The 22,070-nt window shown below is 63.6% G+C and carries 22 protein-coding genes and 1 tRNA gene; all 23 read right to left on the bottom strand.

What is annotated here, in order from left to right; translation table 11 throughout:
* Nucleotides 1-39: 39 nt before the first annotated feature.
* The gene (locus ABY44_RS30170) at nt 40-462 is read right to left on the bottom strand and encodes a DUF1178 family protein (RefSeq protein ID WP_048020504.1); all 423 of its coding nucleotides are present in this window, start codon (nt 460-462) and stop codon (nt 40-42) included.
* Between the two features lie 136 nt (nt 463-598).
* A complete protein-coding gene (locus ABY44_RS30175) occupies nt 599-1,189 on the bottom strand; it encodes an NUDIX domain-containing protein (protein ID WP_059697917.1) in 591 nt (196 codons plus the stop codon).
* Between the two features lie 36 nt (nt 1,190-1,225).
* Nucleotides 1,226-1,522, bottom strand: coding sequence for a DUF2818 family protein (locus ABY44_RS30180; RefSeq protein ID WP_021162819.1), 297 nt, complete (start codon nt 1,520-1,522; stop codon nt 1,226-1,228).
* A complete protein-coding gene (gene nuoN / locus ABY44_RS30185; protein ID WP_027786870.1) occupies nt 1,522-2,976 on the bottom strand; it encodes an NADH-quinone oxidoreductase subunit NuoN in 1,455 nt (484 codons plus the stop codon). Before nuoN ends, ABY44_RS30180 begins: the two co-directional genes overlap by 1 nt.
* Nucleotides 2,977-3,012: 36 nt before the next feature.
* Nucleotides 3,013-4,503, bottom strand: coding sequence for an NADH-quinone oxidoreductase subunit M (locus tag ABY44_RS30190; RefSeq protein ID WP_021162817.1), 1,491 nt, complete (start codon nt 4,501-4,503; stop codon nt 3,013-3,015).
* Between the two features lie 16 nt (nt 4,504-4,519).
* Complete coding sequence (gene nuoL / locus ABY44_RS30195) at nt 4,520-6,574, bottom strand: NADH-quinone oxidoreductase subunit L (RefSeq protein ID WP_021162816.1); 2,055 nt, start codon at nt 6,572-6,574, stop codon at nt 4,520-4,522.
* A gap of 17 nt (nt 6,575-6,591) precedes the next feature.
* On the bottom strand, nt 6,592-6,897 hold the full coding sequence (gene nuoK / locus ABY44_RS30200) for an NADH-quinone oxidoreductase subunit NuoK (protein ID WP_006478272.1): 306 nt from the start codon (nt 6,895-6,897) through the stop codon (nt 6,592-6,594).
* 18 nt (nt 6,898-6,915) lie between these two features.
* Entirely contained in the window at nt 6,916-7,566 is a 651-nt protein-coding gene (locus tag ABY44_RS30205; RefSeq protein ID WP_021162815.1) for an NADH-quinone oxidoreductase subunit J, read from the bottom strand.
* 112 nt (nt 7,567-7,678) lie between these two features.
* On the bottom strand, nt 7,679-8,167 hold the full coding sequence (gene nuoI, locus ABY44_RS30210; protein WP_009691265.1) for an NADH-quinone oxidoreductase subunit NuoI: 489 nt from the start codon (nt 8,165-8,167) through the stop codon (nt 7,679-7,681).
* A gap of 10 nt (nt 8,168-8,177) precedes the next feature.
* Nucleotides 8,178-9,245 (bottom strand): NADH-quinone oxidoreductase subunit NuoH, encoded by a 1,068-nt coding sequence (nuoH, locus tag ABY44_RS30215; protein ID WP_027786869.1) that lies wholly within the window; start codon nt 9,243-9,245, stop codon nt 8,178-8,180.
* Entirely contained in the window at nt 9,246-11,576 is a 2,331-nt protein-coding gene (gene nuoG, locus ABY44_RS30220; protein WP_060172973.1) for an NADH-quinone oxidoreductase subunit NuoG, read from the bottom strand. It abuts the gene before it with no gap.
* Nucleotides 11,577-11,658: 82 nt separating this feature from the next.
* Nucleotides 11,659-12,969, bottom strand: a complete 1,311-nt coding sequence (nuoF, locus tag ABY44_RS30225) for an NADH-quinone oxidoreductase subunit NuoF (protein ID WP_006478267.1) — start codon at nt 12,967-12,969, stop codon at nt 11,659-11,661.
* Complete coding sequence (gene nuoE / locus ABY44_RS30230) at nt 12,966-13,451, bottom strand: NADH-quinone oxidoreductase subunit NuoE (RefSeq protein ID WP_006756903.1); 486 nt, start codon at nt 13,449-13,451, stop codon at nt 12,966-12,968. The genes nuoF and nuoE overlap by 4 nt, the downstream gene beginning before the upstream one ends.
* 185 nt (nt 13,452-13,636) lie before the next feature.
* A complete protein-coding gene (locus ABY44_RS30235) occupies nt 13,637-14,890 on the bottom strand; it encodes an NADH-quinone oxidoreductase subunit D (RefSeq protein WP_006478265.1) in 1,254 nt (417 codons plus the stop codon).
* Between the two features lie 9 nt (nt 14,891-14,899).
* Entirely contained in the window at nt 14,900-15,502 is a 603-nt protein-coding gene (locus ABY44_RS30240) for an NADH-quinone oxidoreductase subunit C (RefSeq protein ID WP_006478264.1), read from the bottom strand.
* A 21-nt stretch (nt 15,503-15,523) separates the two neighbouring features.
* Nucleotides 15,524-16,003, bottom strand: coding sequence for a NuoB/complex I 20 kDa subunit family protein (locus ABY44_RS30245; protein WP_006398799.1), 480 nt, complete (start codon nt 16,001-16,003; stop codon nt 15,524-15,526).
* A 62-nt stretch (nt 16,004-16,065) separates the two neighbouring features.
* Nucleotides 16,066-16,425 carry an NADH-quinone oxidoreductase subunit A gene (locus ABY44_RS30250; RefSeq protein WP_006398798.1) on the bottom strand — a complete coding sequence of 120 codons (360 nt, stop codon included), beginning with the start codon at nt 16,423-16,425 and terminating at the stop codon, nt 16,066-16,068.
* Between the two features lie 153 nt (nt 16,426-16,578).
* Nucleotides 16,579-16,663, bottom strand: a tRNA-Leu gene (locus ABY44_RS30255).
* A gap of 112 nt (nt 16,664-16,775) precedes the next feature.
* Entirely contained in the window at nt 16,776-17,156 is a 381-nt protein-coding gene (gene secG, locus ABY44_RS30260) for a preprotein translocase subunit SecG (protein WP_027786867.1), read from the bottom strand.
* Between the two features lie 72 nt (nt 17,157-17,228).
* Nucleotides 17,229-17,984, bottom strand: coding sequence for a triose-phosphate isomerase (gene tpiA / locus ABY44_RS30265; protein ID WP_021162811.1), 756 nt, complete (start codon nt 17,982-17,984; stop codon nt 17,229-17,231).
* A gap of 141 nt (nt 17,985-18,125) precedes the next feature.
* The gene (locus ABY44_RS30270) at nt 18,126-19,145 is read right to left on the bottom strand and encodes an NAD(P)H-quinone oxidoreductase (protein ID WP_060172972.1); all 1,020 of its coding nucleotides are present in this window, start codon (nt 19,143-19,145) and stop codon (nt 18,126-18,128) included.
* Between the two features lie 152 nt (nt 19,146-19,297).
* Nucleotides 19,298-21,445, bottom strand: a complete 2,148-nt coding sequence (pnp, locus tag ABY44_RS30275) for a polyribonucleotide nucleotidyltransferase (RefSeq protein ID WP_027786866.1) — start codon at nt 21,443-21,445, stop codon at nt 19,298-19,300.
* Between the two features lie 290 nt (nt 21,446-21,735).
* A complete protein-coding gene (gene rpsO, locus ABY44_RS30280) occupies nt 21,736-22,005 on the bottom strand; it encodes a 30S ribosomal protein S15 (protein ID WP_006398792.1) in 270 nt (89 codons plus the stop codon).
* Between the last annotated feature and the right edge of the window lie 65 nt (nt 22,006-22,070).

Below are 22,070 nucleotides of genomic sequence, written 5' to 3' on the forward strand. Positions count from 1 at the left end.
GCCGCGGCCGTCCAGCCCGGCAAGGACCCACTGCATACGTCATTGCAGCGGTTCTTTCAGCGCGGCAGGAATCGGCAGCGGCATCACGTCGATGCCTTCTTCGGCCAAGGATTGCGCATCTTCGGGCGTCGTGACACCGCGAATGCTGCGTGCCGGCGCCTCGTTGTAATGGATGCGCCGCGCTTCCTCGGCGAAGCGCTCGCCCACATTCTCGGTTTTCTCCAGCACCTCGCGCAGTGCACGCATCACCTGCGCCTGCATTGCGCGCGGATCGGCCGGCTGTGCCTGCGTCGCACCCGACAGATTCAGGCGCGGCGCCGACGGCAGACGGTTGACCTCGGTCGTTCCGCACACCGGGCATTCGACCAGCTTGCGGGACAACTGCGCTTCGAATTCATCGGCGGAAGCGAACCAGCCTTCGAACCGATGACCGTGCGGGCACTGCAAATCGAGGACCTTCATGCTGAATCAGGGCGTGTGGCGAGTGTAGCGCAAAAAGCGGTTTTGTGAACGATCGTGCTAATTGCCGATCGCGCGACGTGGAGGCGTCGCGTCACCGGATTGTAACGCGGCGCCCCACCCGCCGCTGACGCCGCACTCAGGGCGTCAGGACCGGCCCGAGCGGCCACGTACCGGACAGCACCTTGTCGAGCCACATCGTGCCGATGATCGTCTTCACGTCGGAAATCTGGCCCGTGCGCACCCATTCCTGCAAATCGGCCTGCGTCGCGGTGAAGGTCTCGAGGAATTCGCCCTCATCGAGCTTGCGCTCACCGGCCGTCAGCCCGCGCGCCAGGTACAGGTCGATGAATTCGGTCGAGTAGGAAATGATCGGATGAATGCGGGTCAGGAACACGTACTCGCGTGCGGTGTAACCCGTTTCCTCGCGCAGTTCGCGCACCGCGCAGGCGAGCGCGCCTTCGTTCGGGTCGAGTTTGCCGGCCGGGAATTCGGCCATCACCTTGCCGATCGGGTAGCGAAACTGGTTTTCCATCAGCACGCGGCCGTCATCGAACAGCGGGATCACCATCACCGCGCCCGGATGCTGGACGTATTCGCGCGTGGCCTTCTTGCCATCCGGCAGGCGGACGATATCGCGCTTGAGCTTGAGGAACGCGCCGTCGAAAATCGCCTCGCTCTCGAGGCAGGTTTCGGTCAGTGCGGCGTCGTGATTGGGTAGTTCGGCCATCGGCGGCTCCGAAAATGAGCGCGACGGCCGAAGCCGTCAGCGTCGTTTGACGAGATACTGGAACGTGAAGCCGGGAAACGCGAACACGACGAAAAGACTGAACGTGATCGCGTAGAACTGCCAGCCCTGTTCGAAGCGGTTGCCGGCGCGCGACTCGAGCCAGAAGCCGAGCGCGCCAACTATGAAGTACAGCACGATCAGCTCGCCGATCCGCACCCACCCGCCCTTCTTCGTCGCGCCGAACGGCACGACGGCGAAGAGGCGTTGGTTCAGGAACGGCAGGTTGGCGCAGACGAACGCCAACAGCACGATAAACCAGCCGGCTGCCGACATTACAGCGGCAGCGTGTGGCGAATTGCCTGCAGGCAGGCCGTCAGCAGCGGGCTCGGGATCAGGCCGAGCACGACGACCGCCAGGCCGTTCAGCACGAGGATCGTGCGCTTGCAGAAATCACCGGTGATCGGCGTTGCATCCTGCGGTGCATCGAAGTACATCAGCTTCACGATGCGCAGGTAGTAGAACGCGCCGAACAGCGACGTGATCACGGCCAGCACGGCCAGCCACGTGAGGCCCGCGTTGACGGTCGCTTCGAGCACGGCGAGCTTCGCGTAGAAGCCGACGGTCGGCGGGATGCCTGCCAGCGAGAACATCATGACCATCATCACGAACGCGAACACCGGGCTGCGCTTGTTGAGGCCCTTGAAGTCGTCGATCGTGTCGGCTTCGAAATCGCGGCGTGCGAGCAGCATCACCACGCCGAACGAGCCGAGCGTCGTGATCAGGTAGACGATCGCGTAGAACATCGCCGAGCTGTATGCATTCGCCGGCGCCGACGCGTCGCCCTTCACGATGCCCGCGAGCAGGCCGAGCAGCACGAAGCCCATGTTCGAGATCGCCGAGTACGCGAGCATCCGCTTGATGTTGCGCTGGACGATACCGGTGATGTTGCCGACGATCAGCGACAGCGCGGCGAGGATCACGAGCGCGGTCTGCCAGTTCTGCGCGAGCGGCAGCAGGCCCATCACCAGGAAGCGCAGGCCCCACGCGAACGCGGCAACCTTCGGGCCGCCGCCGACGAACAGCGTCATCGCGGTCGGTGCGCCCTGGTAGACGTCCGGCACCCACATGTGGAACGGCACGGCGCCGAGCTTGAACGCGATACCGGCGACGATGAAGACCACGCCGAACATCAGCACGGCTGCGTCGGTGTTGCCGCCGACCGCCTTGTACACCTCGCCCAGCTCGAGCGAGCCGGTCGCGCCGTACAGCATCGAGATGCCGTACAGCACGAAGCCCGACGCGAGCGCGCCCAGCACGTAGTACTTCATCGCGGCTTCGCTCGACTGCGCGGCGTCGCGGCGCAGTGCGATGACTGCGTACAGCGACAGCGACATCAGTTCGAGACCGAGGTACAGCGTCAGGAAGTTGTTGCCCGACACCATGACCAGCTGGCCGAGCAGCGAGAACATGCCGAGCAGGAACACGTCGCCGCGGAACATGTCGCGATCCTCGAGGTACTTGCGCGAATAGACGAGCGAGACCGCGAAACCGAACGACACGACTGCCTTCATCGTGCTCGCGAACGAGTCGACGACGACCATCTTCGAGAAGAAGTAGTACTGCTGCGGGTCGAGTGCCTGCACCGCGAACCACACGCCGGCGACGACCGACGAAACAACCGCGATCAGGTAAGTCAGGCGGCGGCCGGAAGCACCGGTAAAGGTGTCGTTCAGCCATGCGACGACGATGGCGGCCATCACCAGCGCGTCAGGCAACAGGACATTCATAGGAGCGTTCATGATCTTGATTTCCTCCGCTCGCGATTACTGCGCCAGCGGCAGCTTGGACTGCGCGACATGGGAGAGGAGGTTTTCCACGGAAACGTGCATCACGTCGGTGAAAGGCTTCGGATACAGGCCCATCAGCAGCGTGAACGCGGCGAGCACGGCCAGCATCAGGAATTCGCGACGGCCGATGTCCTTCAGCTTGGCAACGTGGTCGTTCGCCACCGCGCCGAAATACACGCGCTTGTACATCCACAGCGTGTAAGCAGCGCCGAGGATCAGCGTGAACGCCGCGCCGAATGCGATCCAGAAGTTGTACTGGACGGCCGCGAGAATCACCATGAACTCGCCGACGAAACCCGACGTGCCCGGCAGGCCGCAGTTGGCCATCGAGAACAGCATCGCGAACGCCGCGAACTTCGGCATCACGTTGACGACGCCACCGTAATCGGCGATCTGGCGCGAGTGCACGCGGTCGTACAGCACGCCGATGCAGAGGAACATCGCGCCCGACACGAAGCCGTGCGAGATCATCTGGATGATCGCGCCTTCGACGCCGAGCTGGTTGAAGATGAAGAAGCCGAGCGTGACGAAGCCCATGTGCGCGATCGACGAATACGCGACCAGCTTCTTCATGTCGGCCTGCACCATCGCGACGAGGCCGATGTAGATCACCGCGATCAGCGACAGCGTGATCACGACGGGGGCCAGGAAATGGCTCGCGTCAGGCGTGATCGGCAGCGAGAAGCGCAGGAAACCGTACGCGCCGAGCTTCAGCATGATCGCGGCCAGCACGACCGAGCCGCCCGTCGGCGCTTCCACGTGCGCGTCCGGCAGCCACGTGTGCACCGGCCACATCGGCACCTTCACCGCGAACGCGAGGAAGAACGCGATGAACAGCAGGATCTGCGGCGTCATCGCGATCTTGGCGTTCTGCCACGTCGCGAGGTCGAACGAATGCGTTTCCGTGTACAGGTAGATCAGCGCTACCAGCATCAGCAGCGAGCCGGCCAGCGTGTACAGGAAGAACTTGAATGCCGCATACACGCGGTTCGGGCCGCCCCACACGCCGATGATGATGTACATCGGGATCAGGGTCGCTTCGAAGAACACGTAGAACAGCAGGCCGTCGGCCGCCGAGAAGACGCCGATCATGATCCCGGACAGGATCAGGAACGCCGCGAGGTACTGCGCGACGTTCTCGGTGATGACTTCCCATGCGGCGATCACGACGATCACCGTGATCAGCGCGGTCAGCACGACGAACCACATCGAGATGCCGTCGACGCCGAGGTGATACGCGATGTCAAAGCGCTCGATCCAGGTCGACTTCTCGACGAACTGCAGCGCAGCCGTGCTCGAATCGAAGCCCGTGATCAGCGGGATCGTGACCGCGAGGCCGAGCAGCGAACCGATCAGCGCGATCCAGCGGGCCGTCCCCGGATTTTTGTCATTACCCACCGCAAGCACGAGGAGGCCGAAAACGATCGGCAGCCAGATCGCGGTACTGAGAATCGGAAAAGCGTGCATTAAGTTGTCCCCCGCCTTATTTGCCGCCGAGCGTTACAAACAGGGTCAGGAGCCCCAGCATGCCGATGATCATGGCGAACGCGTAGTGATAGATGTAACCGGATTGGAGGAAGCGGATCACGCTGGCGAACCAGCCGATGAACCGGGCGCTGCCGTTGACGAGGCCGTCGATCACGACGACGTCACCTTCCTTCCACAGGCCGCGGCCGATCGCCACCGAACCACGGGCGAACACCACTTCGTTGATCTTGTCCATGTAGTACTTGTTGTCCAGCAGCGTGTAGATCGGGCCGAACGCGCGGCGGATCGACGCCGGCAGATCCGGACGCTTCAGGTACAGGAACCAGGCGACAACGACACCGGCGAGCGCGAGCCAGACCGGCAGACCCGACACCGAGTGCAGGCCCATGCCCACCCAGCCGTGGAACTCCTCGGCCATCTCGGCCAGCGCCGGGTGGTTTTCGCCGATGAAGATCACCTTGTCGAATGCAACGCCGTGCTGGAAGAAGTCGCCGAACAGCATCGGGCCGACCGCGATCGCACCGATGATCACCGACGGGATCGCCAGCAGGACCAGCGGCACCCACACGACCCACGGGGTCTCGTGCGGCTCGTGCGCGTGGTCGTCATGACCATGGCCATGACCGTGGTCGTCGTGGCCGTGCGCGGCCGCCATGCCCATCGGCGATTCCGGATGCTTCGGCTTGCGGAAGCGCTCTTCACCGTGGAACACCAGGAAATACATGCGGAACGAGTACAGCGCCGTGACGAACACGCTCGCGACGACCGCGAAGTACGCGAAGCCCGAACCCGGCAGGTGCGAAAGCTTCACCGCGTCGATGATCGAGTCCTTCGAGTAGAAGCCCGAGAAGAACGGCGTACCGATCAGCGCGAGCGAACCGATGAGCGACGTGATCCACGTGATCGGCATGTACTTGCGCAGGCCGCCCATGTTGCGGATGTCCTGGTCGTGGTGCATGCCCATGATGACCGAGCCGGCGCCGAGGAACAGCAGCGCCTTGAAGAACGCGTGCGTCATCAGGTGGAACAGCGCGACCGGGTACGCGGACACGCCGAGCGCGACCGTCATGTAGCCGAGCTGCGACAGCGTCGAATAGGCGACCACCCGCTTGATGTCGTTCTGGATGATGCCGAGGAAGCCCATGAACAGCGCCGTGATCGCGCCGATCACCGTGACGAACGACAGCGCGGTGTCCGACAGCTCGAACAGCGGCGACATGCGCGACACCATGAAGATGCCGGCCGTCACCATCGTCGCCGCGTGAATCAGCGCCGAGATCGGGGTCGGGCCTTCCATCGAGTCCGGCAGCCACACGTGCAGCGGGAACTGTGCCGACTTACCCATCGCGCCGATGAACAGGCAGATACAGGCCACGGTCAGCAGGCCCCAGTCGGTGCCCGGGAAGTGCAGGCTCGCGAGTTCCGCGCGCTTCGCGAACACTTCGCCGTAGTTCATCGAGCCGGCGAACGCGAGCAGCAGGCCGATGCCGAGCAGGAAGCCGAAGTCGCCCACGCGGTTCACGAGGAACGCCTTCATGTTCGCGTAGATCGCGCTCTCACGCGTGAAGTAGAAGCCGATCAGCAGGTACGACACCAGACCCACCGCTTCCCAGCCGAAGAACAGCTGCAGGAAGTTGTTGCTCATCACGAGCATCAGCATCGAGAACGTGAACAGCGAGATGTACGAGAAGAAGCGCTGGTAGCCGTCTTCTTCCGCCATGTAGCCGATCGTGTACACGTGCACCATCAGCGAGACGAAGGTCACGACGACCATCATCATCGCGGTCAGCGAATCGACGAGGAAGCCGACTTCGAGCTTCAGCGAGCCGACGTTCATCCATTCGTAGACGGTCGCGTTGAAGCTTGCGCCGCCCATCACGTCGAAGAAGACTTTCGCCGACAGGAGGAACGCGATCATTACGCCGAGGATCGTGATCCGGTGTGCGCCCTTGCGCCCGACTGCGTTCCCGAACAGCCCCGCAATCAGCGAGCCGGCCAGCGGAGCGAGCGGAATCGCCAGCAGCAGGTTTTCATTGAGTGTCGTTGACATAACAGCGTTGCCTGAAATTAACCTTTGAGCTGATCGAGATCCTCGACATTGATCGTGTCGAGCTTACGGAACAGGGTCACCAGAATCGCGAGGCCGATCGCGGCTTCCGCTGCGGCGACCGTCAGCACGAAGAACACGAAGATCTGGCCGTGCACATCGCCGAGGTAGTGCGAAAACGCGACGAAGTTGGTATTCACCGCCAGCAGCATCAGTTCGATCGACATCAGGATGATGATGACGTTGCGGCGGTTCAGGAAGATCCCGACGATCGCGATCGCAAAGAGGATCGCGCCGAGCACGAGGTAATGAGCAAGAGTCAGCATGGTTTTCCTTTCCTCCGCTTAGCCGTTGGTGCCCGAACCGGCTTCGCTCTGCGCCGTTTCCGGCTGCGGCTTGTCCGCTTCCATCTTCACGAGGCGCACACGGTCGTTGCGGCGCACCTTGACCTGATCCGACACGCGCTGGCGCTTGCTGTCCTTGCCCTTGCGCTCGGTCAGCCCGATCGCGGCAATGATCGCGACCAGCAGCACGAGGCCGGCGATTTCAAACGCGAAGATGTAGTCGGTGTAGATCACCTTGCCGATCAGTCGCGTGTTCGACCAGTTGGCCATTTCGCCCGTCGCCATCGCGTGCACCGTCTGCGTGTCGCCGTAACCGCGCCACAGGATCAGCGCGGTTTCGATCACGATGATCGCGCCGACCACGGTCGCCATCGGGACGAAGCGCTTGAAGTCGCGGCGCAGGTAGTCGATGTTGATGTCCAGCATCATCACGACGAACAGGAACAGCACCATCACGGCGCCCACGTAGACCAGCACCAGCAGGATCGCGAGGAACTCCGCTTCCAGCAGCATCCAGATCGCGGCGGCGTTGAAGAACGCCAGCACAAGGAAAAGCGCAGACGCCACCGGGTTGCGCGAAGTGATCACCTTCAGCCCTGATACCACCAGGAGCAGCGCGAAGATGTAGAACAGTACGGTCGTGAATTCCATGATTACCGGTTCATCGTTAGGCCATAGTCAGGCGCGGCTTGCGGGACGCTCTCGCGTGCCGCACCCGTCGCGGCGGCACGGCCCAGGCTTCGGGCCGGCACTGCAAACACAATCAACGATACGGCGCGTCGGCAGCCTTCGCCGCGGCGATGTCCTTCTCGTAGCGATCGCCCACCGCGAGCAGCATTTCCTTCGTGAAATAGAGGTCGCCGCGCTTTTCGCCGTGGTACTCGAGAATCTGCGTCTCGACGATCGAATCGACCGGGCAGCTCTCTTCGCAGAAACCGCAGAAGATGCACTTCGTCAGGTCGATGTCGTAGCGCGTCGTGCGGCGCGTGTTGTCCGCGCGCGTTTCCGATTCGATCGTGATCGCCATCGCGGGGCACACGGCCTCGCAGAGCTTGCACGCGATGCAGCGCTCTTCTCCGTTTTCATAGCGGCGCAGCGCATGCAGCCCGCGGAAGCGCGGCGAAATCGGGGTCTTCTCTTCCGGGAACTGCACGGTGAACTTGCGCTTGAACGTGTAACGACCGGTCAGCGCGAGCCCCTTCAGCAGCTCGGTCAGGAAGAAGGTCTTAAAGAAGTGTTGGATAGCCGTCATGATTTCGTCCTTACTTCACCCAGATGTTCAGCGGCGACATCATCCAGCAGCCGACCACGACCACCCAGATCACCGTGACGGGCAGGAACACCTTCCAGCCCAGACGCATGATCTGGTCGTAACGGTAGCGCGGGAACGTCGCGCGGACCCAGATGAACACCGACAGCAGTGCGAAGACCTTCAGCACCAGCCAGAAGATGCCCGGGATGAACGACAGGAATTCGAACGGTGCGTCCCAGCCACCGAGGAACAGCGTCGCAGCCAGCGCCGAGATCACGATCATGTTGATGTACTCGGCGAGGAAGAACAGCGCGAACGCCATGCCCGAGTAATCGATCATGTGACCGGCAACGATTTCCGACTCCCCTTCCACCACGTCGAACGGGTGGCGGTTCGTTTCGGCGATGCCCGAAATGAAGTAGACGACGAACGCCGGCAGCAGCGGCAGCCAGTTCCACGACAGGAAGTTCACGCCGTGGCCGGCGAAGAAACCGTGCTGTTGCGAACCCACGATTTCCGACAGGTTCAGGCTGCCGGCCGTCATCAGCACCAGCACCAGCGCGAAGCCCATCGAGATTTCGTACGACACCATCTGTGCCGCGGCGCGCATCGCGCCGAGGAACGCGTACTTCGAGTTCGATGCCCAGCCCGCGAGAATCACCGCGTACACGCCGATCGACGAGATCGCCATCGCGTACAGCAGGCCCGCGTTCACGTTCGCGAGGACCGCTTCGGCCTGGAACGGGATCACGGCCCACACGGCGAACGCCGGCACGACGGTCATCACCGGCGCGATCAGGTACAGCCAGCGGCTGGCGGCGCTCGGCTGAATGACTTCCTTCAGCAGCAGCTTCAGCACGTCGGCGATCGGCTGCAGCAGGCCGCCGGGGCCGACGCGGTTCGGGCCGAGACGCACGTGCATCCAGCCGATCAGCTTGCGTTCCCACAGAATCAGGTACGCGACGCACAGCAGGATGACGACGGAGACGACGAGGATGCGCACGACGGCCCACACCGTCGGCCATGCGAAGCCGAGAAGCTGGGACCCGCCCGCGTTGATCGTATCGAACAAGCTCATTTACGCCTTCTCCACCACCAGTTCACCGGACAGGCTGCCGAGCGCTGCGCCGGCAGGCGTTGCCGCCGACACGCGAACGACCGTCTCCGCAAGATTCGCGTCGCGCACGGCCGGCAACTGCACCGCACGCTCGCCCTGGCGCACGCGCACCGCGTCGCCTTCCTTCAAGCCCAGCTTGTCGAACAGCACGGCCGGCAGGGCTGCGGCATTCGCCGCCTTCGCGGCGGCCGTCAGGTGCAGCGCACCTGCGCGGCGCACGAGCGCATCGGCGTGATAGATCGGCACATCGGCCAGACGCTCGAAGCCGCCGTTCGCGGCATTCGCGGCGGCGCGCACCGGCGCGACCGACGTCTGGTTCGACAGGCGGCCCGCGACGCCGGCGTCGCCGAGCGCAGCGAGACGCACTTCTTCCGCGGTCTCGTATTCGAAGTTCGGCAGGCCGAGCAGGCTGCCGAGCACGCGCAGCACCTTCCAGCCCGGACGCGTGTCGCCGAGCGGGCGCACGACGCCGTTGAAGCTCTGCACGGTACCTTCCGCATTCACGTACGTGCCGGCCGTCTCCGTGAACGGCGCGACCGGCAGCAGCACGTCGGCGTAGTCGAGGCCGTGCTTGAACGGCGACATCACGACGACCATTTCCGCCTGGTTCAGCGCGGCCAATGCCTGTGCCGGATCAACGGTGTCGAATTCCGGCTCGACGTTCAGCAGCACGTAGCCCTTGCGCGGCTGCGCGAACGCTTCACGTGCGTTCAGGCCGCCTTCGCCCGGCAGTGCGCCGACGACGTGCGCGCCGACCGTGTTCGCCGCTTCCGTCAGGAAGCCGAACGTGGCGCCGGTGTTGTCGGCGATCCACTTGGCGACGGCGTGCAGCTTCGCGAATTCCGGATGGCGGACCGCGACGTTGCCGAGCAGCACCGCACGGCGTTCGCCGTTCGCGAGCGACTGGGCGACAGCCTGCGCGGCCGGCGATGCGGTAACGCCAGCCAGCGCGTCGGGCAGCGCGACGCCGCGCAGTTGCGCGACCGCGGCAGCGATGCCGGCCAGCTGGTCGAGCCATGCCGACGGCGCGGCAACGATGCGCTGCGCGGTCGGGATCAGTGCGTCGTCACCGGTCGCGTGCAGGAAGTGCAGCTTCGCGCCGTTCTTCGCGGCCTGACGCAGGCGGGCGGCAAACAGCGGGTGGTCGCGGCGCAGGAACGAACCGACGACGAACGCGGCATCCACGTTCGACAGGTCGGCGATCGGCATGCCGAGCCACGGTGCGCCCTGGACCGGCGCCGAGAAATCCTGCTGACGCAGACGGAAATCGACGTTCGGCGTCTTCAGTTCGTTGGCGAGCTGCTTCACGAGGAACAGCTCTTCGGCGGTGCTGTGCGCGCTCGCGAGCATCGCCAGCGCGTTCGCGCCGTGATCCGCGGCGATGCCCTTCAGGCCCTTCGCGACGTATTCGAGCGCGGTCTGCCAGTCGGTTTCGATCCACTGGCCGCCCTGCTTCAGCATCGGCTTCGTCAGGCGCTCTTCACTGTTGAGGCCTTCATACGAGAAGCGGTCCTTGTCCGAGATCCAGCATTCGTTGATCGCTTCGTTCTCGAACGGCAGCACGCGCATCACGCGGTTGTTCTTCACCTGCACGACGAGGTTCGCGCCGACGGAATCGTGCGGGCTCACCGACTTGCGGCGCGACAGTTCCCACGTACGGGCGCTGTAGCGGAACGGCTTGCTGGTCAGCGCGCCGACCGGGCACAGGTCGATCATGTTGCCCGACATTTCGGAATCGACCGTCTTGCCGACGAACGTCGTGATTTCCGAGTGCTCGCCGCGGCCCAGCATGCCGAACTCCATCACGCCGGCGATTTCCTGGCCGAAGCGGACGCAGCGCGTGCAGTGGATGCAGCGCGACATCTCTTCCATCGAGATCAGCGGGCCCACGTTCTTGTGGAACACCACGCGCTTTTCTTCCGAGTAGCGCGACGACGACTTGCCGTAGCCGACCGCCAGATCCTGCAGCTGGCATTCGCCGCCCTGATCGCAGATCGGGCAGTCGAGCGGGTGGTTGATGAGGAGGAATTCCATCACCGACTGCTGCGCCTTCACGGCCTTGTCGGATTGCGTATGGACGATCATGCCGGCCGACACGGGAGTCGCACAGGCAGGCACGGCCTTCGGCATCTTCTCGACTTCGACGAGACACATCCGGCAGTTGGCCGCAACCGACAGTTTCTTGTGATAGCAGAAGTGAGGAATGTACGTATCCGCCTTGTGCGCAGCCTGGATCACCATGCTGCCTTCGGGCACCTCGACCTTCTTGCCGTCTATTTCAAGTTCAACCATGATGGTGAATGGTCCTTAACCTATTTCCGCCCGTTCGCGCCTTCGCCCGACCGTGCGCTCAAATTCCGCAACCGGGTTCGCTTCAGGCCGCCGCCGCGTGCGCGTGGCCGCCGACCATGCAGTGCTTGTGCTCGACGTGGTACGCGAATTCGTCCCAGTAGTGCTTGAGCATCCCGCGTACCGGCATCGCCGCCGCATCGCCGAGTGCACAGATCGTGCGGCCCATGATGTTCTCGGCCACCGAGTTCAGCAGGTCCAGATCTTCCTGGCGGCCTTCGCCGTGCTCGATACGGTTCACGACGCGATACAGCCAGCCGGTGCCTTCACGGCACGGCGTGCACTGGCCGCACGATTCCTCGTAGTAGAAGTACGACAGGCGCAGCAGCGAGCGCACCATGCAGCGCGTCTCGTCCATCACGATCACCGCGCCGGAACCGAGCATCGAGCCCGCCTTCGCGATCGAATCGTAGTCGAGATCCGTCTGCATCATGATGTCGCCCGGGATCACCGGTGCCGACGACCCGCCCGGAATCACGGCCTTGATCTTCTTGCCGCCGCGCATCCCCCCGGCGAGCTCCATCAGCGTCGCGAACGGCGTGCCGAGCGGCACTTCGTAGTTGCCCGGACGCTCGACGTCGCCCGATACCGAGAAAATCTTCGTGCCGCCGTTGTTCGGCTTGCCGATCTCGAGGTAATTCTGCGGCCCGATGGACAGCAGGAACGGCACCGCGGCGAACGTCTCGGTGTTGTTGATCGTGGTCGGCTTGCCGTACACGCCGAAGCTCGCCGGGAAAGGCGGCTTGAAGCGCGGCTGGCCCTTCTTGCCTTCGAGCGATTCGAGCAGCGCCGTTTCCTCGCCGCAGATGTACGCGCCGTAACCGTGGTGCGCGTGCAGCTGGAACGAGAATTCCGAGCCCATGATGTTGTCGCCGAGGAAACCCGCTGCACGCGCTTCATCGAGCGCGGCCTCGAAGCGTCGATACACTTCGAAGATTTCGCCGTGGATGTAGTTGTAGCCGACGGTAATGCCCATCGCGTACGCGCCGATGGCCATGCCTTCGATCAGCGCGTGCGGGTTCCAGCGCAGGATGTCGCGATCCTTGAACGTACCCGGCTCGCCTTCGTCCGAGTTGCAGACGAGGTACTTCTGCCCCGGGAACTGGCGCGGCATGAAGCTCCACTTCAGGCCGGTCGGAAAACCCGCACCGCCGCGGCCGCGCAGGCCCGACGCCTTGACGTCGGCGATCACCTGCTCGGGCGGAATCTTTTCTTCGAGAATGCGGCGCAGCTGCTTGTAGCCGCCGCGCGCGACGTAATCTTCGAGATGCCAGTTCTCGCCGTTCAGACCAGCGAGGATCAGCGGTTTGATGTGACGGTCGTGGAGGGACGTCATTTCGAGAGCTCCTCAAGCAGCTGGTCGATCTTCTCGCGGCTCATGAAGCTGCACATTCTGTGATTGTTCACCAGCAGCACCGGCGCATCGCCGCACGAGCCCATGCATTCGCCTTCCTTCAGCGTGAACTTGCCGTCAGGCGTGGTCTCGCCGAAGCCGATGCCCAGCTTCTGTTTCAGGTAGTCGGCAGTCGCTTCCGCGCCGCCGTGCGGGCCAAGCTGGCACGGCAGGTTCGTACAGAGCGTGATCTTGTGCTTGCCGACCGGGTTGAGCTCGTACATCGTGTAGAACGTCGCGACTTCCTGCACGGCAACGGCCGGCATGCCGAGATAGTCCGCAACGAACTGCATCAGTTCGGGCGACAGCCAGCCGTGCTCTTCCTGAGCAACGGCCAACGCCGACATCACGGCGGACTGTTTCTGATCGGCGGGATACTTCGTCAACGCTCGATCGATTTCCTTCAGGCCTTCAGCTGAGATCATTTTCAGACACGACTCTTTCAATTCCTACCGAACGAACAACCTGCCGCACACTGGGGTGCATGGACGGCAGACCTGGCGCTCACTCTGTTGACAGCTTGCGAAGCCGCGCCGGTTCAGCGCATGCAGCATGTGACTTCGCGTGTGACTTACCGCTCGCCGCCCGCGACAAACGGGCGGCGCAACCATTAGCGATCGATTTCGCCGAACACGATGTCCTGCGTACCGATGATCGTGACGGCGTCGGCGATCATGTGACCGCGCGCCATTTCGTCGAGCGACGCCAGGTGCGCGAAACCCGGTGCGCGAATCTTGAGGCGATACGGCTTGTTGGCACCGTCCGACACGAGGTAGATGCCGAACTCACCCTTCGGATGCTCGACCGCCGCGTACGCTTCGCCTTCCGGCACATGGAAACCTTCGGTGAAGAGCTTGAAGTGGTGAATCAAGTCTTCCATGTTGGTCTTCATGCCGACGCGCGACGGCGGTGCAACCTTGTGATTGTCGGTCATCACCGGGCCCGGATTCTTGCGGAGCCACTCAATACACTGTTTCGCGATACGGATCGACTGGCGCATTTCTTCGACGCGAACCAGGTAGCGGTCGTAGCAATCGCCATTCACGCCGACCGGCACGTCGAAATCCATGCGATCGTACACTTCGTACGGTTGCTTCTTGCGCAGGTCCCAGGCGATGCCCGAGCCGCGCAGCATCGGGCCCGTCAGGCCCATCTGCAGCGCACGTTCCGGGCTGACCACGCCGATCCCGACCAGACGCTGCTTCCAGATCCGGTTGTCGGTGAGCAGCGTTTCGTATTCGTCGACGCACTTCGGGAAGCGCGTGAAGAAGTCGTCGATGAAGTCGAGCACCGAGCCGCTGCGCGCTTCGTTCATCTTCGCGAGCGCTTTCTCGTTGCGAATCTTCGACGCCTTGTATTGCGGCATTGCGTCAGGCAGGTCGCGGTAGACGCCGCCCGGACGGTAGTACGCCGCGTGCATCCGGGCACCGGACACCGCTTCGTACACGTCCATCAGGTCTTCGCGTTCGCGGAATGCGTACAGGAACACCGCCATCGCGCCGACGTCGAGTGCGTGCGCGCCGATCCACATCAGGTGGTTCAGCACGCGCGTGATCTCGTCGAACAGCACGCGGATGTACTGGGCGCGCTCAGGCACTTCGATGCCGAGCAGCTTTTCGATCGCGAGCACGTAGCCGTGCTCGTTGACCATCATCGACACGTAGTCGAGACGGTCCATGTACGGCACGGACTGGATGAAAGTTTTGGATTCCGCGAGCTTTTCCGTCGCGCGGTGCAGCAGGCCGATGTGCGGATCGGCACGCTGAATGACTTCGCCGTCGAGCTCGAGCACGAGGCGCAGCACGCCGTGCGCTGCCGGGTGCTGCGGGCCGAAGTTGAGCGTGTAGTTCTTGATTTCTGCCATGACGCCCCCTTAATGTTTCAGACCGCCATAGCGATCCTCGCGGATCACGCGCGGCGTGATTTCGCGCGGCTCGATCGTCACCGGCTGGTACACGACCCGCTTCTCTTCCGGGTCGTAACGCATTTCGACGTAACCCGACACCGGGAAGTCCTTGCGGAACGGGTGGCCGATGAAGCCGTAGTCGGTGAGGATGCGGCGCAGGTCGGGGTGGCCCTCGAACACGATGCCGTACAGGTCGAACGCTTCGCGCTCGTACCAGTTCGCGGAAGTCCAGATGTCGACCAGCGATGCCACGATCGGCAGGTCGTCGTCCGGCGCGAATGCACGCAGGCGCAGACGCCAGTTGTTCGTGACCGACAGCAGGTGCGACACGGCCGCGAAACGCGGGCCGTCGTAGGCGCCGTCGCCGAAGGTCTGGTAGTCGACGCCGCACAGGTCGATCAGCTGCTCGAAACGGAGCTTCGGATCGTCGCGCAGCGTCTTTGCGACTTCGAGGTAATCGCTCGCCTTCACGACGAGCGTCAGTTCACCGATCGCTTCGGTGAGGCTTACCACGCGCGCGCCGAGCGCGGCTTCGAGGTTTGCCTTGAGGGTCTCGATTTTGCTTGCCATATTGAGGGGACGCTCGGGGCTTTATTGACGGGCGATGGTATTGGTGCGGCGGATCTTCGCCTGAAGCTGGATCACGCCGTAGACCAGCGCCTCGGCCGTGGGCGGACAGCCCGGCACGTAGACGTCGACCGGTACGATCCGGTCGCAGCCGCGAACCACCGAGTACGAGTAGTGGTAGTAGCCACCGCCGTTCGCGCACGATCCCATCGAGATCACCCAGCGCGGCTCGGCCATCTGGTCGTACACGCGGCGCAGCGCGGGCGCCATCTTGTTGCAGAGCGTGCCGGCGACGATCATCACGTCCGACTGACGCGGGCTCGGGCGGAACACGACGCCGAACCGGTCCAGGTCGTAACGGGCCGCGCCCGCATGCATCATTTCGACGGCGCAACACGCGAGCCCGAACGTCATCGGCCACAGCGAGCCGGTACGCGTCCAGTTGATCAGCTTGTCAGCCGTCGTGGTGACAAACCCTTCCTTCAAGACCCCTTCGATACTCATTTGCTTTCCACTCCAGACGAGCGACCGAGCGTGGCCGCCCATGCAAACCGGCGATTAACCCATCACTCCCAGTCGAGGCCGCCTTTCTTCCAGATATAGGCAAAGCCCAGCAGGAATTCGAGCAGAAAAATCATCATTGCGATGAAACCCGGCCAGCCGATGTCCCGGAGCGCGACGCCCCACGGAAACAGGAATGCGGTTTCGAGATCGAAGATGATGAACAGGATGGCGACGAGGTAGTACCGGACGTCGAATTTCATCCGGGCGTCTTCAAAGGCTTCGAAGCCGCACTCGTACGGTGCGTTCTTCTCGACGTCCGGCTTGTTGGGACCAAGAAGCTTGCCGATGCTGACCAGCGCTATACCTAAACCAGTGCCCACGAGGAGGAACAACAAGACGGGGTAATAGGCTGCGAGGTTCAAGGCAATCCTCTATCGGTTGGTTCTGAGCGTCCGGAGAATACCACTTCCGGCGGAAGGAATCATTTCGGAGTGCACGCGATCGCAAGACAACCGCAAGCACACCCCAGAAATGAAAAATGCCAGCCACTAGAAGCGGCTGGCATTGAGTAACTTTGGTGCCGACGGCGAGACTCGAACTCGCACAGCTTTCGCCACTACCCCCTCAAGATAGCGTGTCTACCAATTTCACCACGTCGGCACTGCATGCAACCGGGGTTGTAACTACTTGTTTCCCGCGAATCGCTTCAAGAATTAAATTCTAACCTGAGTCCCGGAATTGTTCAACGCACAATCGCAAAAATTTTAACTTTTTATTTCGGGACATCCTGGCCCGGCGCGCTCGCAGCCGAACCCGCAACGGCGGCGGATGCCGCGACTACCGGCGCCGATGCTGCAGGTGCCGATGCCGGCGCGGTCGCTGCCGTGCCGAGCACACCGGCCGACGGCGTCGACTTGTACGAACCGAGATACGTCAGCGCCAGCGTCGCGACGAAGAAGATCGTCGCGAGAATGCCCGTCGTACGCGACAGGAAGTTTGCCGACCCCGTGGCACCGAACAGGCTGCCCGACGCGCCGCTGCCGAACGCAGCACCCATGTCGGCACCCTTGCCGTGCTGCAGCAGCACGAGACCAATCACACCGAGTGCAGACAGCACCTGCACCACAATAATCAGCGTCTTGAATAACAGCATCACACCCACCCGATTGGATCGGGCGACCGGAACGACCGGCCGCCCTCATGGTTCAATTCGATCCCGGACCGCTTATCGCGCGGCCCGGCAGATCGCCAGGAAATCTTCCGCCTTCAGCGACGCGCCGCCGATCAGGCCACCGTCGATGTCCGGCTGCGCGAACAGCTCTTCCGCGTTGTCCGGCTTCACGCTGCCGCCGTACAGCACGGACACGTCCGCCGCACCCTTTGCCGCGAGACGCCCACGCAGGAACGCATGCACGTCCTGTGCCTGCGCCGACGTCGCGCTCTTGCCCGTGCCGATCGCCCAGACCGGCTCGTACGCGACGACGATGCGCGCAGCCTCGTCGGCCGTCAGCACGGCAAGCACTGCGTCGAGCTGCGCACCGACCACCTGCTCGGTCGCACCCGACTCGCGCTCGTCGAGCGTCTCGCCAACGCACACGACCGGCGTGAGCCCCGCCGCGAGCGCGCGCTGCGTCTTCGCCGCGACCGTCTCGTTGCGCTCGCCGTGATACGCGCGACGCTCCGAATGACCGACGATCGCATAGCGTGCGCCGAACTCCGCGACCATCGCGGCCGCCACTTCGCCGGTGAACGCGCCCTGTTCGTGCGCCGACACGTCCTGCGCCCCCCAGGCGACACGGCCGCCGTCGAGCTGCGCCTGAACCTGCGCGAGATACGGGAACGGCACGCACACGCCGACCGATGTTTCGGCCGCCACCGCGCCCGCACCCTGCACCACTTCGTTCAGCAACGCCTGGTTGCCGGCCAGCCGGCCGTGCATCTTCCAGTTGCCGATCACACGCTTAGTTCTCTGTTTCGACATCGTGTCTGTCTCGTCACCGCTTGGTCATTAACGTGCCGGAAACCGGCCGTCAGGTTTGATCTGGCGAAGCAAACCCGCGATTTTACTGCGCACGGCTTGAACCGGTCAAACCGCGCATGTCAAGCCCGGCCACACGGGCCGTCAGGCGTTCGACCCCCAATCCAGGACGATCTTGCCGGTGTGTTCGCTGCTTTCCATCAGCGCATGCGCCTGCGCGGCATCCGCGGCCGGCAATACACGATAGATCACCGGCTTGATACGGCCATCGGCAATCAGCGGCCACACGCGCGCCTTCAGTTGCGCGGCGATCTGCGCCTTGAACTCGACCGGACGCGGGCGCAGCGTCGAACCCGTGATCGTCAGCCGGCGACGCAGGATCTCGCCGAGGTTGACGTCGGCCTTCGCGCCGCCGAGCAGCGCGATCAGCACGAGACGGCCGCCATCCGCGAGTGCGGACAGTTCGCGCGGCACGTACGAGCCCGCCACCATGTCGAGGATCACGTCGACGCCGCGATCGTGCGTCAGCGACTTCACGACCTCGACGAAGTCTTCCGTCTTGTAGTTGATCGCCCGCTCGGCGCCGAGCGCCTCGCACGCGCGGCACTTGTCGGCAGTACCGGCCGTCGCGAACACGCGAAAACCAAGCGCATGCGCGATCTGGATCGCCGTCACGCCGATGCCGCTCGAGCCGCCCTGCACGAGCAGCGTCTCCTGCTCGCCGCCCTCGCCCGCACCGAGCTGCGCACGGTCGAACACGTTGCTCCATACGGTGAAGAACGTTTCGGGCAGCGACGCGGCCTCGATATCCGTAAGCCCGTCGGGTACCGGCAGGCATTGCAGCAGCGGCGCGACCGCATACTCGGCATAACCGCCGCCCGCGAGAAGCGCACACACACGATCGCCCAGCTTCAGGCCGAACGGGTTCAGCGCCGCGTCGGACAGGTCGCCGCCGACGACCTCACCCGCGACCTCGAGGCCCGGCAGATCCGACGCGCCCGGCGGCGGCGCATACGCGCCCTTGCGCTGAAACACGTCGGGCCGGTTCACGCCGGAAGCCGCCACCTTGATCAGCACTTCGCCGCGCTTCGGTTCGGGGCGCGGCCGCTCCGCGAGCTTCAGCACGTCGGGGGCGCCGAATTCGGTGATTTCGATGGCTTTCATGGTGATGGTCGCTCCGGGATCAGGATCGGAATCGGATGGTGCGCCCGCACGCGGCACGGACGCGTTGCCGGCACTGCTGCGCCGCACAACGATGCTACAGAAAAAACGGCCGGCACGCTTTCGCACTGCCGGCCGTTCGTCTGCCTGCCCGCTTACTGCTGCGGCGGCGTATCCGACTGCGCAGCTGCCGCTGCTTCATTCAGCAGCGCCTTCGCCGACAGGCGCACGCGACCCTTTTCGTCCGTCTGGATGACCTTGACCTTCACTTGCTGGCCTTCCTTCAGGTAGTCGTTGATGTCCTTCACACGCTCGTTGACGATTTCCGAGATGTGCAGCAGGCCATCCTTGCCCGGCAGCAGGTTCACGATCGCGCCGAAATCGAGCAGCTTCAGAACCGTGCCTTCGTACACCTGGCCGACTTCGATCTCGGCCGTGATTTGCTCGATGCGCTTCTTCGCTTCGGCCATGCCGTCGCTGTTCGTGCTCGCGATCGTCACGACGCCGTCGTCCGAGATGTCGATGGTCGTGCCCGTTTCTTCCGTCAGCGCGCGGATCACCGAACCGCCCTTGCCGATCACGTCGCGGATCTTTTCCGGGTTGATCTTGATCGTGATCATGCGCGGCGCGAATTCCGACAGTTGCGTGTTCGCACCCGAAACCGCCGACGTCATCTTGCCGAGGATGTGCATGCGGCCTTCCTTCGCCTGCGCGAGCGCGACCTGCATGATTTCCTTCGTGATGCCCTGGATCTTGATGTCCATCTGCAGCGCGGTCACGCCCTGCTCGGTGCCCGCGACCTTGAAGTCCATGTCGCCGAGGTGATCTTCGTCGCCGAGGATGTCGGTCAGCACCGCGAACTTGTTGCCTTCGAGGATCAGGCCCATCGCGATACCCGCGACGTGCGCCTTCATCGGCACGCCGGCGTCCATCAGCGCGAGGCAGCCGCCGCACACCGATGCCATCGACGACGAACCGTTCGATTCGGTGATTTCCGACACGACGCGGATCGAGTAGCCGAATTCGTCGGCGCTCGGCAGGCACTTGACCAGCGCGCGCTTCGCGAGGCGGCCGTGGCCGATTTCGCGACGCTTCGGCGAGCCGACGCGGCCCGTTTCGCCGGTCGCGAACGGGGGCATGTTGTAGTGGAGCATGAAGCGCTCGCGGTATTCGCCTTCGAGCGCGTCGATGATCTGCTCGTCACCCTTCGTGCCGAGCGTCGCGACGACCAGCGCCTGCGTTTCGCCGCGCGTGAACAGCGCGGAGCCGTGGGTACGCGGCAGCACGCCGGTACGGATCTCGATCGGGCGCACGGTGCGCGTGTCGCGGCCGTCGATACGCGGCTCGCCGTTCAGGATCTGCGAACGGACGATCTTCGCTTCGATGTCGAACAGCACGTTGCCGACGGTGGCCTTGTCGGCCGCCGCCGTACCGGCTGCCAGTGCGTCTTCCTCGAGCTTCGCCGAGGTCGCTGCGTAAACTTCCTTCAGCTTCGCCGAACGCGCTTGCTTGTCGCGCAGCTGGTAAGCGGCGAGCAGGTCGTTCTGTGCCAGCTCGGTCACGCGTGCGATCAGCGCCTCGTTCTTCGGCGCCGGCTGCCAGTCCCACTCGGGCTTGCCGCCTTCGCGCACCAGTTCGTGGATCGCGTCGATCGCGACTTGCATCTGCTCGTGGCCGAACACCACGGCGCCCAGCATCACGTCTTCCGACAGCTGGTCGGCTTCCGATTCGACCATCAGCACCGCACGCTCCGTACCCGCGACGACGAGGTCGAGGCTCGATGCCTTGATCTGGTCACGCGTCGGGTTCAGCACGTAGGCGTTGTCGATGTAGGCAACGCGCGCAGCACCGACCGGGCCGTTGAACGGCAGGCCCGACACGGCGAGCGCAGCCGATGCGCCGATCAGCGCGGGGATGTCCGCCGGGATTTCCGGGTTCACGGACAGCACGTGGATCACGACCTGGACTTCGTTGTAGAAGCCTTCCGGGAACAGCGGGCGCAGCGGACGGTCGATCAGGCGCGACGTCAGCGTCTCGTGCTCCGACGGACGACCTTCGCGACGGAAGAAGCCACCCGGGATCTTGCCGGCCGAGTAGGTCTTCTCGAGGTAATCGACGGTCAGCGGGAAGAAGTCCTGACCCGGCTTCGCCGACTTCGCGCCGACGACGGTTGCCAGCACGACGGTGTCTTCGACGTCGACGATCACGGCGCCGCTTGCCTGGCGAGCGACTTCACCGGTTTCGAGGCGCACCTTGTGCTGGCCCCACTGGAATTCCTTCACGACCTTGTTGAACATGGACATGGTTGCTCCTTTGAATTCATGCATTTCATTCGCCGCGCCGGCCATCCCGCGCGGCGGCGTCCCGACCGAATCACCCGGAGCAAGGTGTGTTTTTTATGCCATTCCAGCGCGGCACTCGTGCAGCGACGCGCTGGAATGACACAAATCCTGCCCCGGTATCAGTCGTTGCGGCGGCCCCGCACGGTCGTGCCGGACAGCCTGCGATGCGTGTGACGCTACGCAACGCGCAAAAACAAAATGCCTGTATCAGCGGACTGACACAGGCATCTTGCTGGCGGCAATCGCCTCGATTACTTACGCAGACCCAGCTTCTCGATCAGTGCGCGGTAACGGTCGGCATCCTTGCCCTTGAGGTAGTCGAGCAGCTTGCGGCGGCGGCTCACCATGCGCAGCAGGCCGCGGCGGCTGTGGTGATCCTTCGCGTGGGTTTTGAAGTGACCCGTCAGTTCGACGATACGTGCGGTCAGCAGTGCGACCTGGACTTCGGGCGACCCCGTGTCGTTCGTACCGCGGGCGAACTGAGCAACGACTTCCGACTTCTTGATATCTGCAACAGACATGAGATTTCCTTGGTTTCTACTTTCTAACTGAACAGGCGGACACGGAAGAATGGCCGTGCCGTGAC

Origin of the sequence: Burkholderia sp. ZZQ-2, assembly GCF_050768715.1 — a bacterium.
Classification (GTDB): domain Bacteria; phylum Pseudomonadota; class Gammaproteobacteria; order Burkholderiales; family Burkholderiaceae; genus Burkholderia; species Burkholderia cepacia.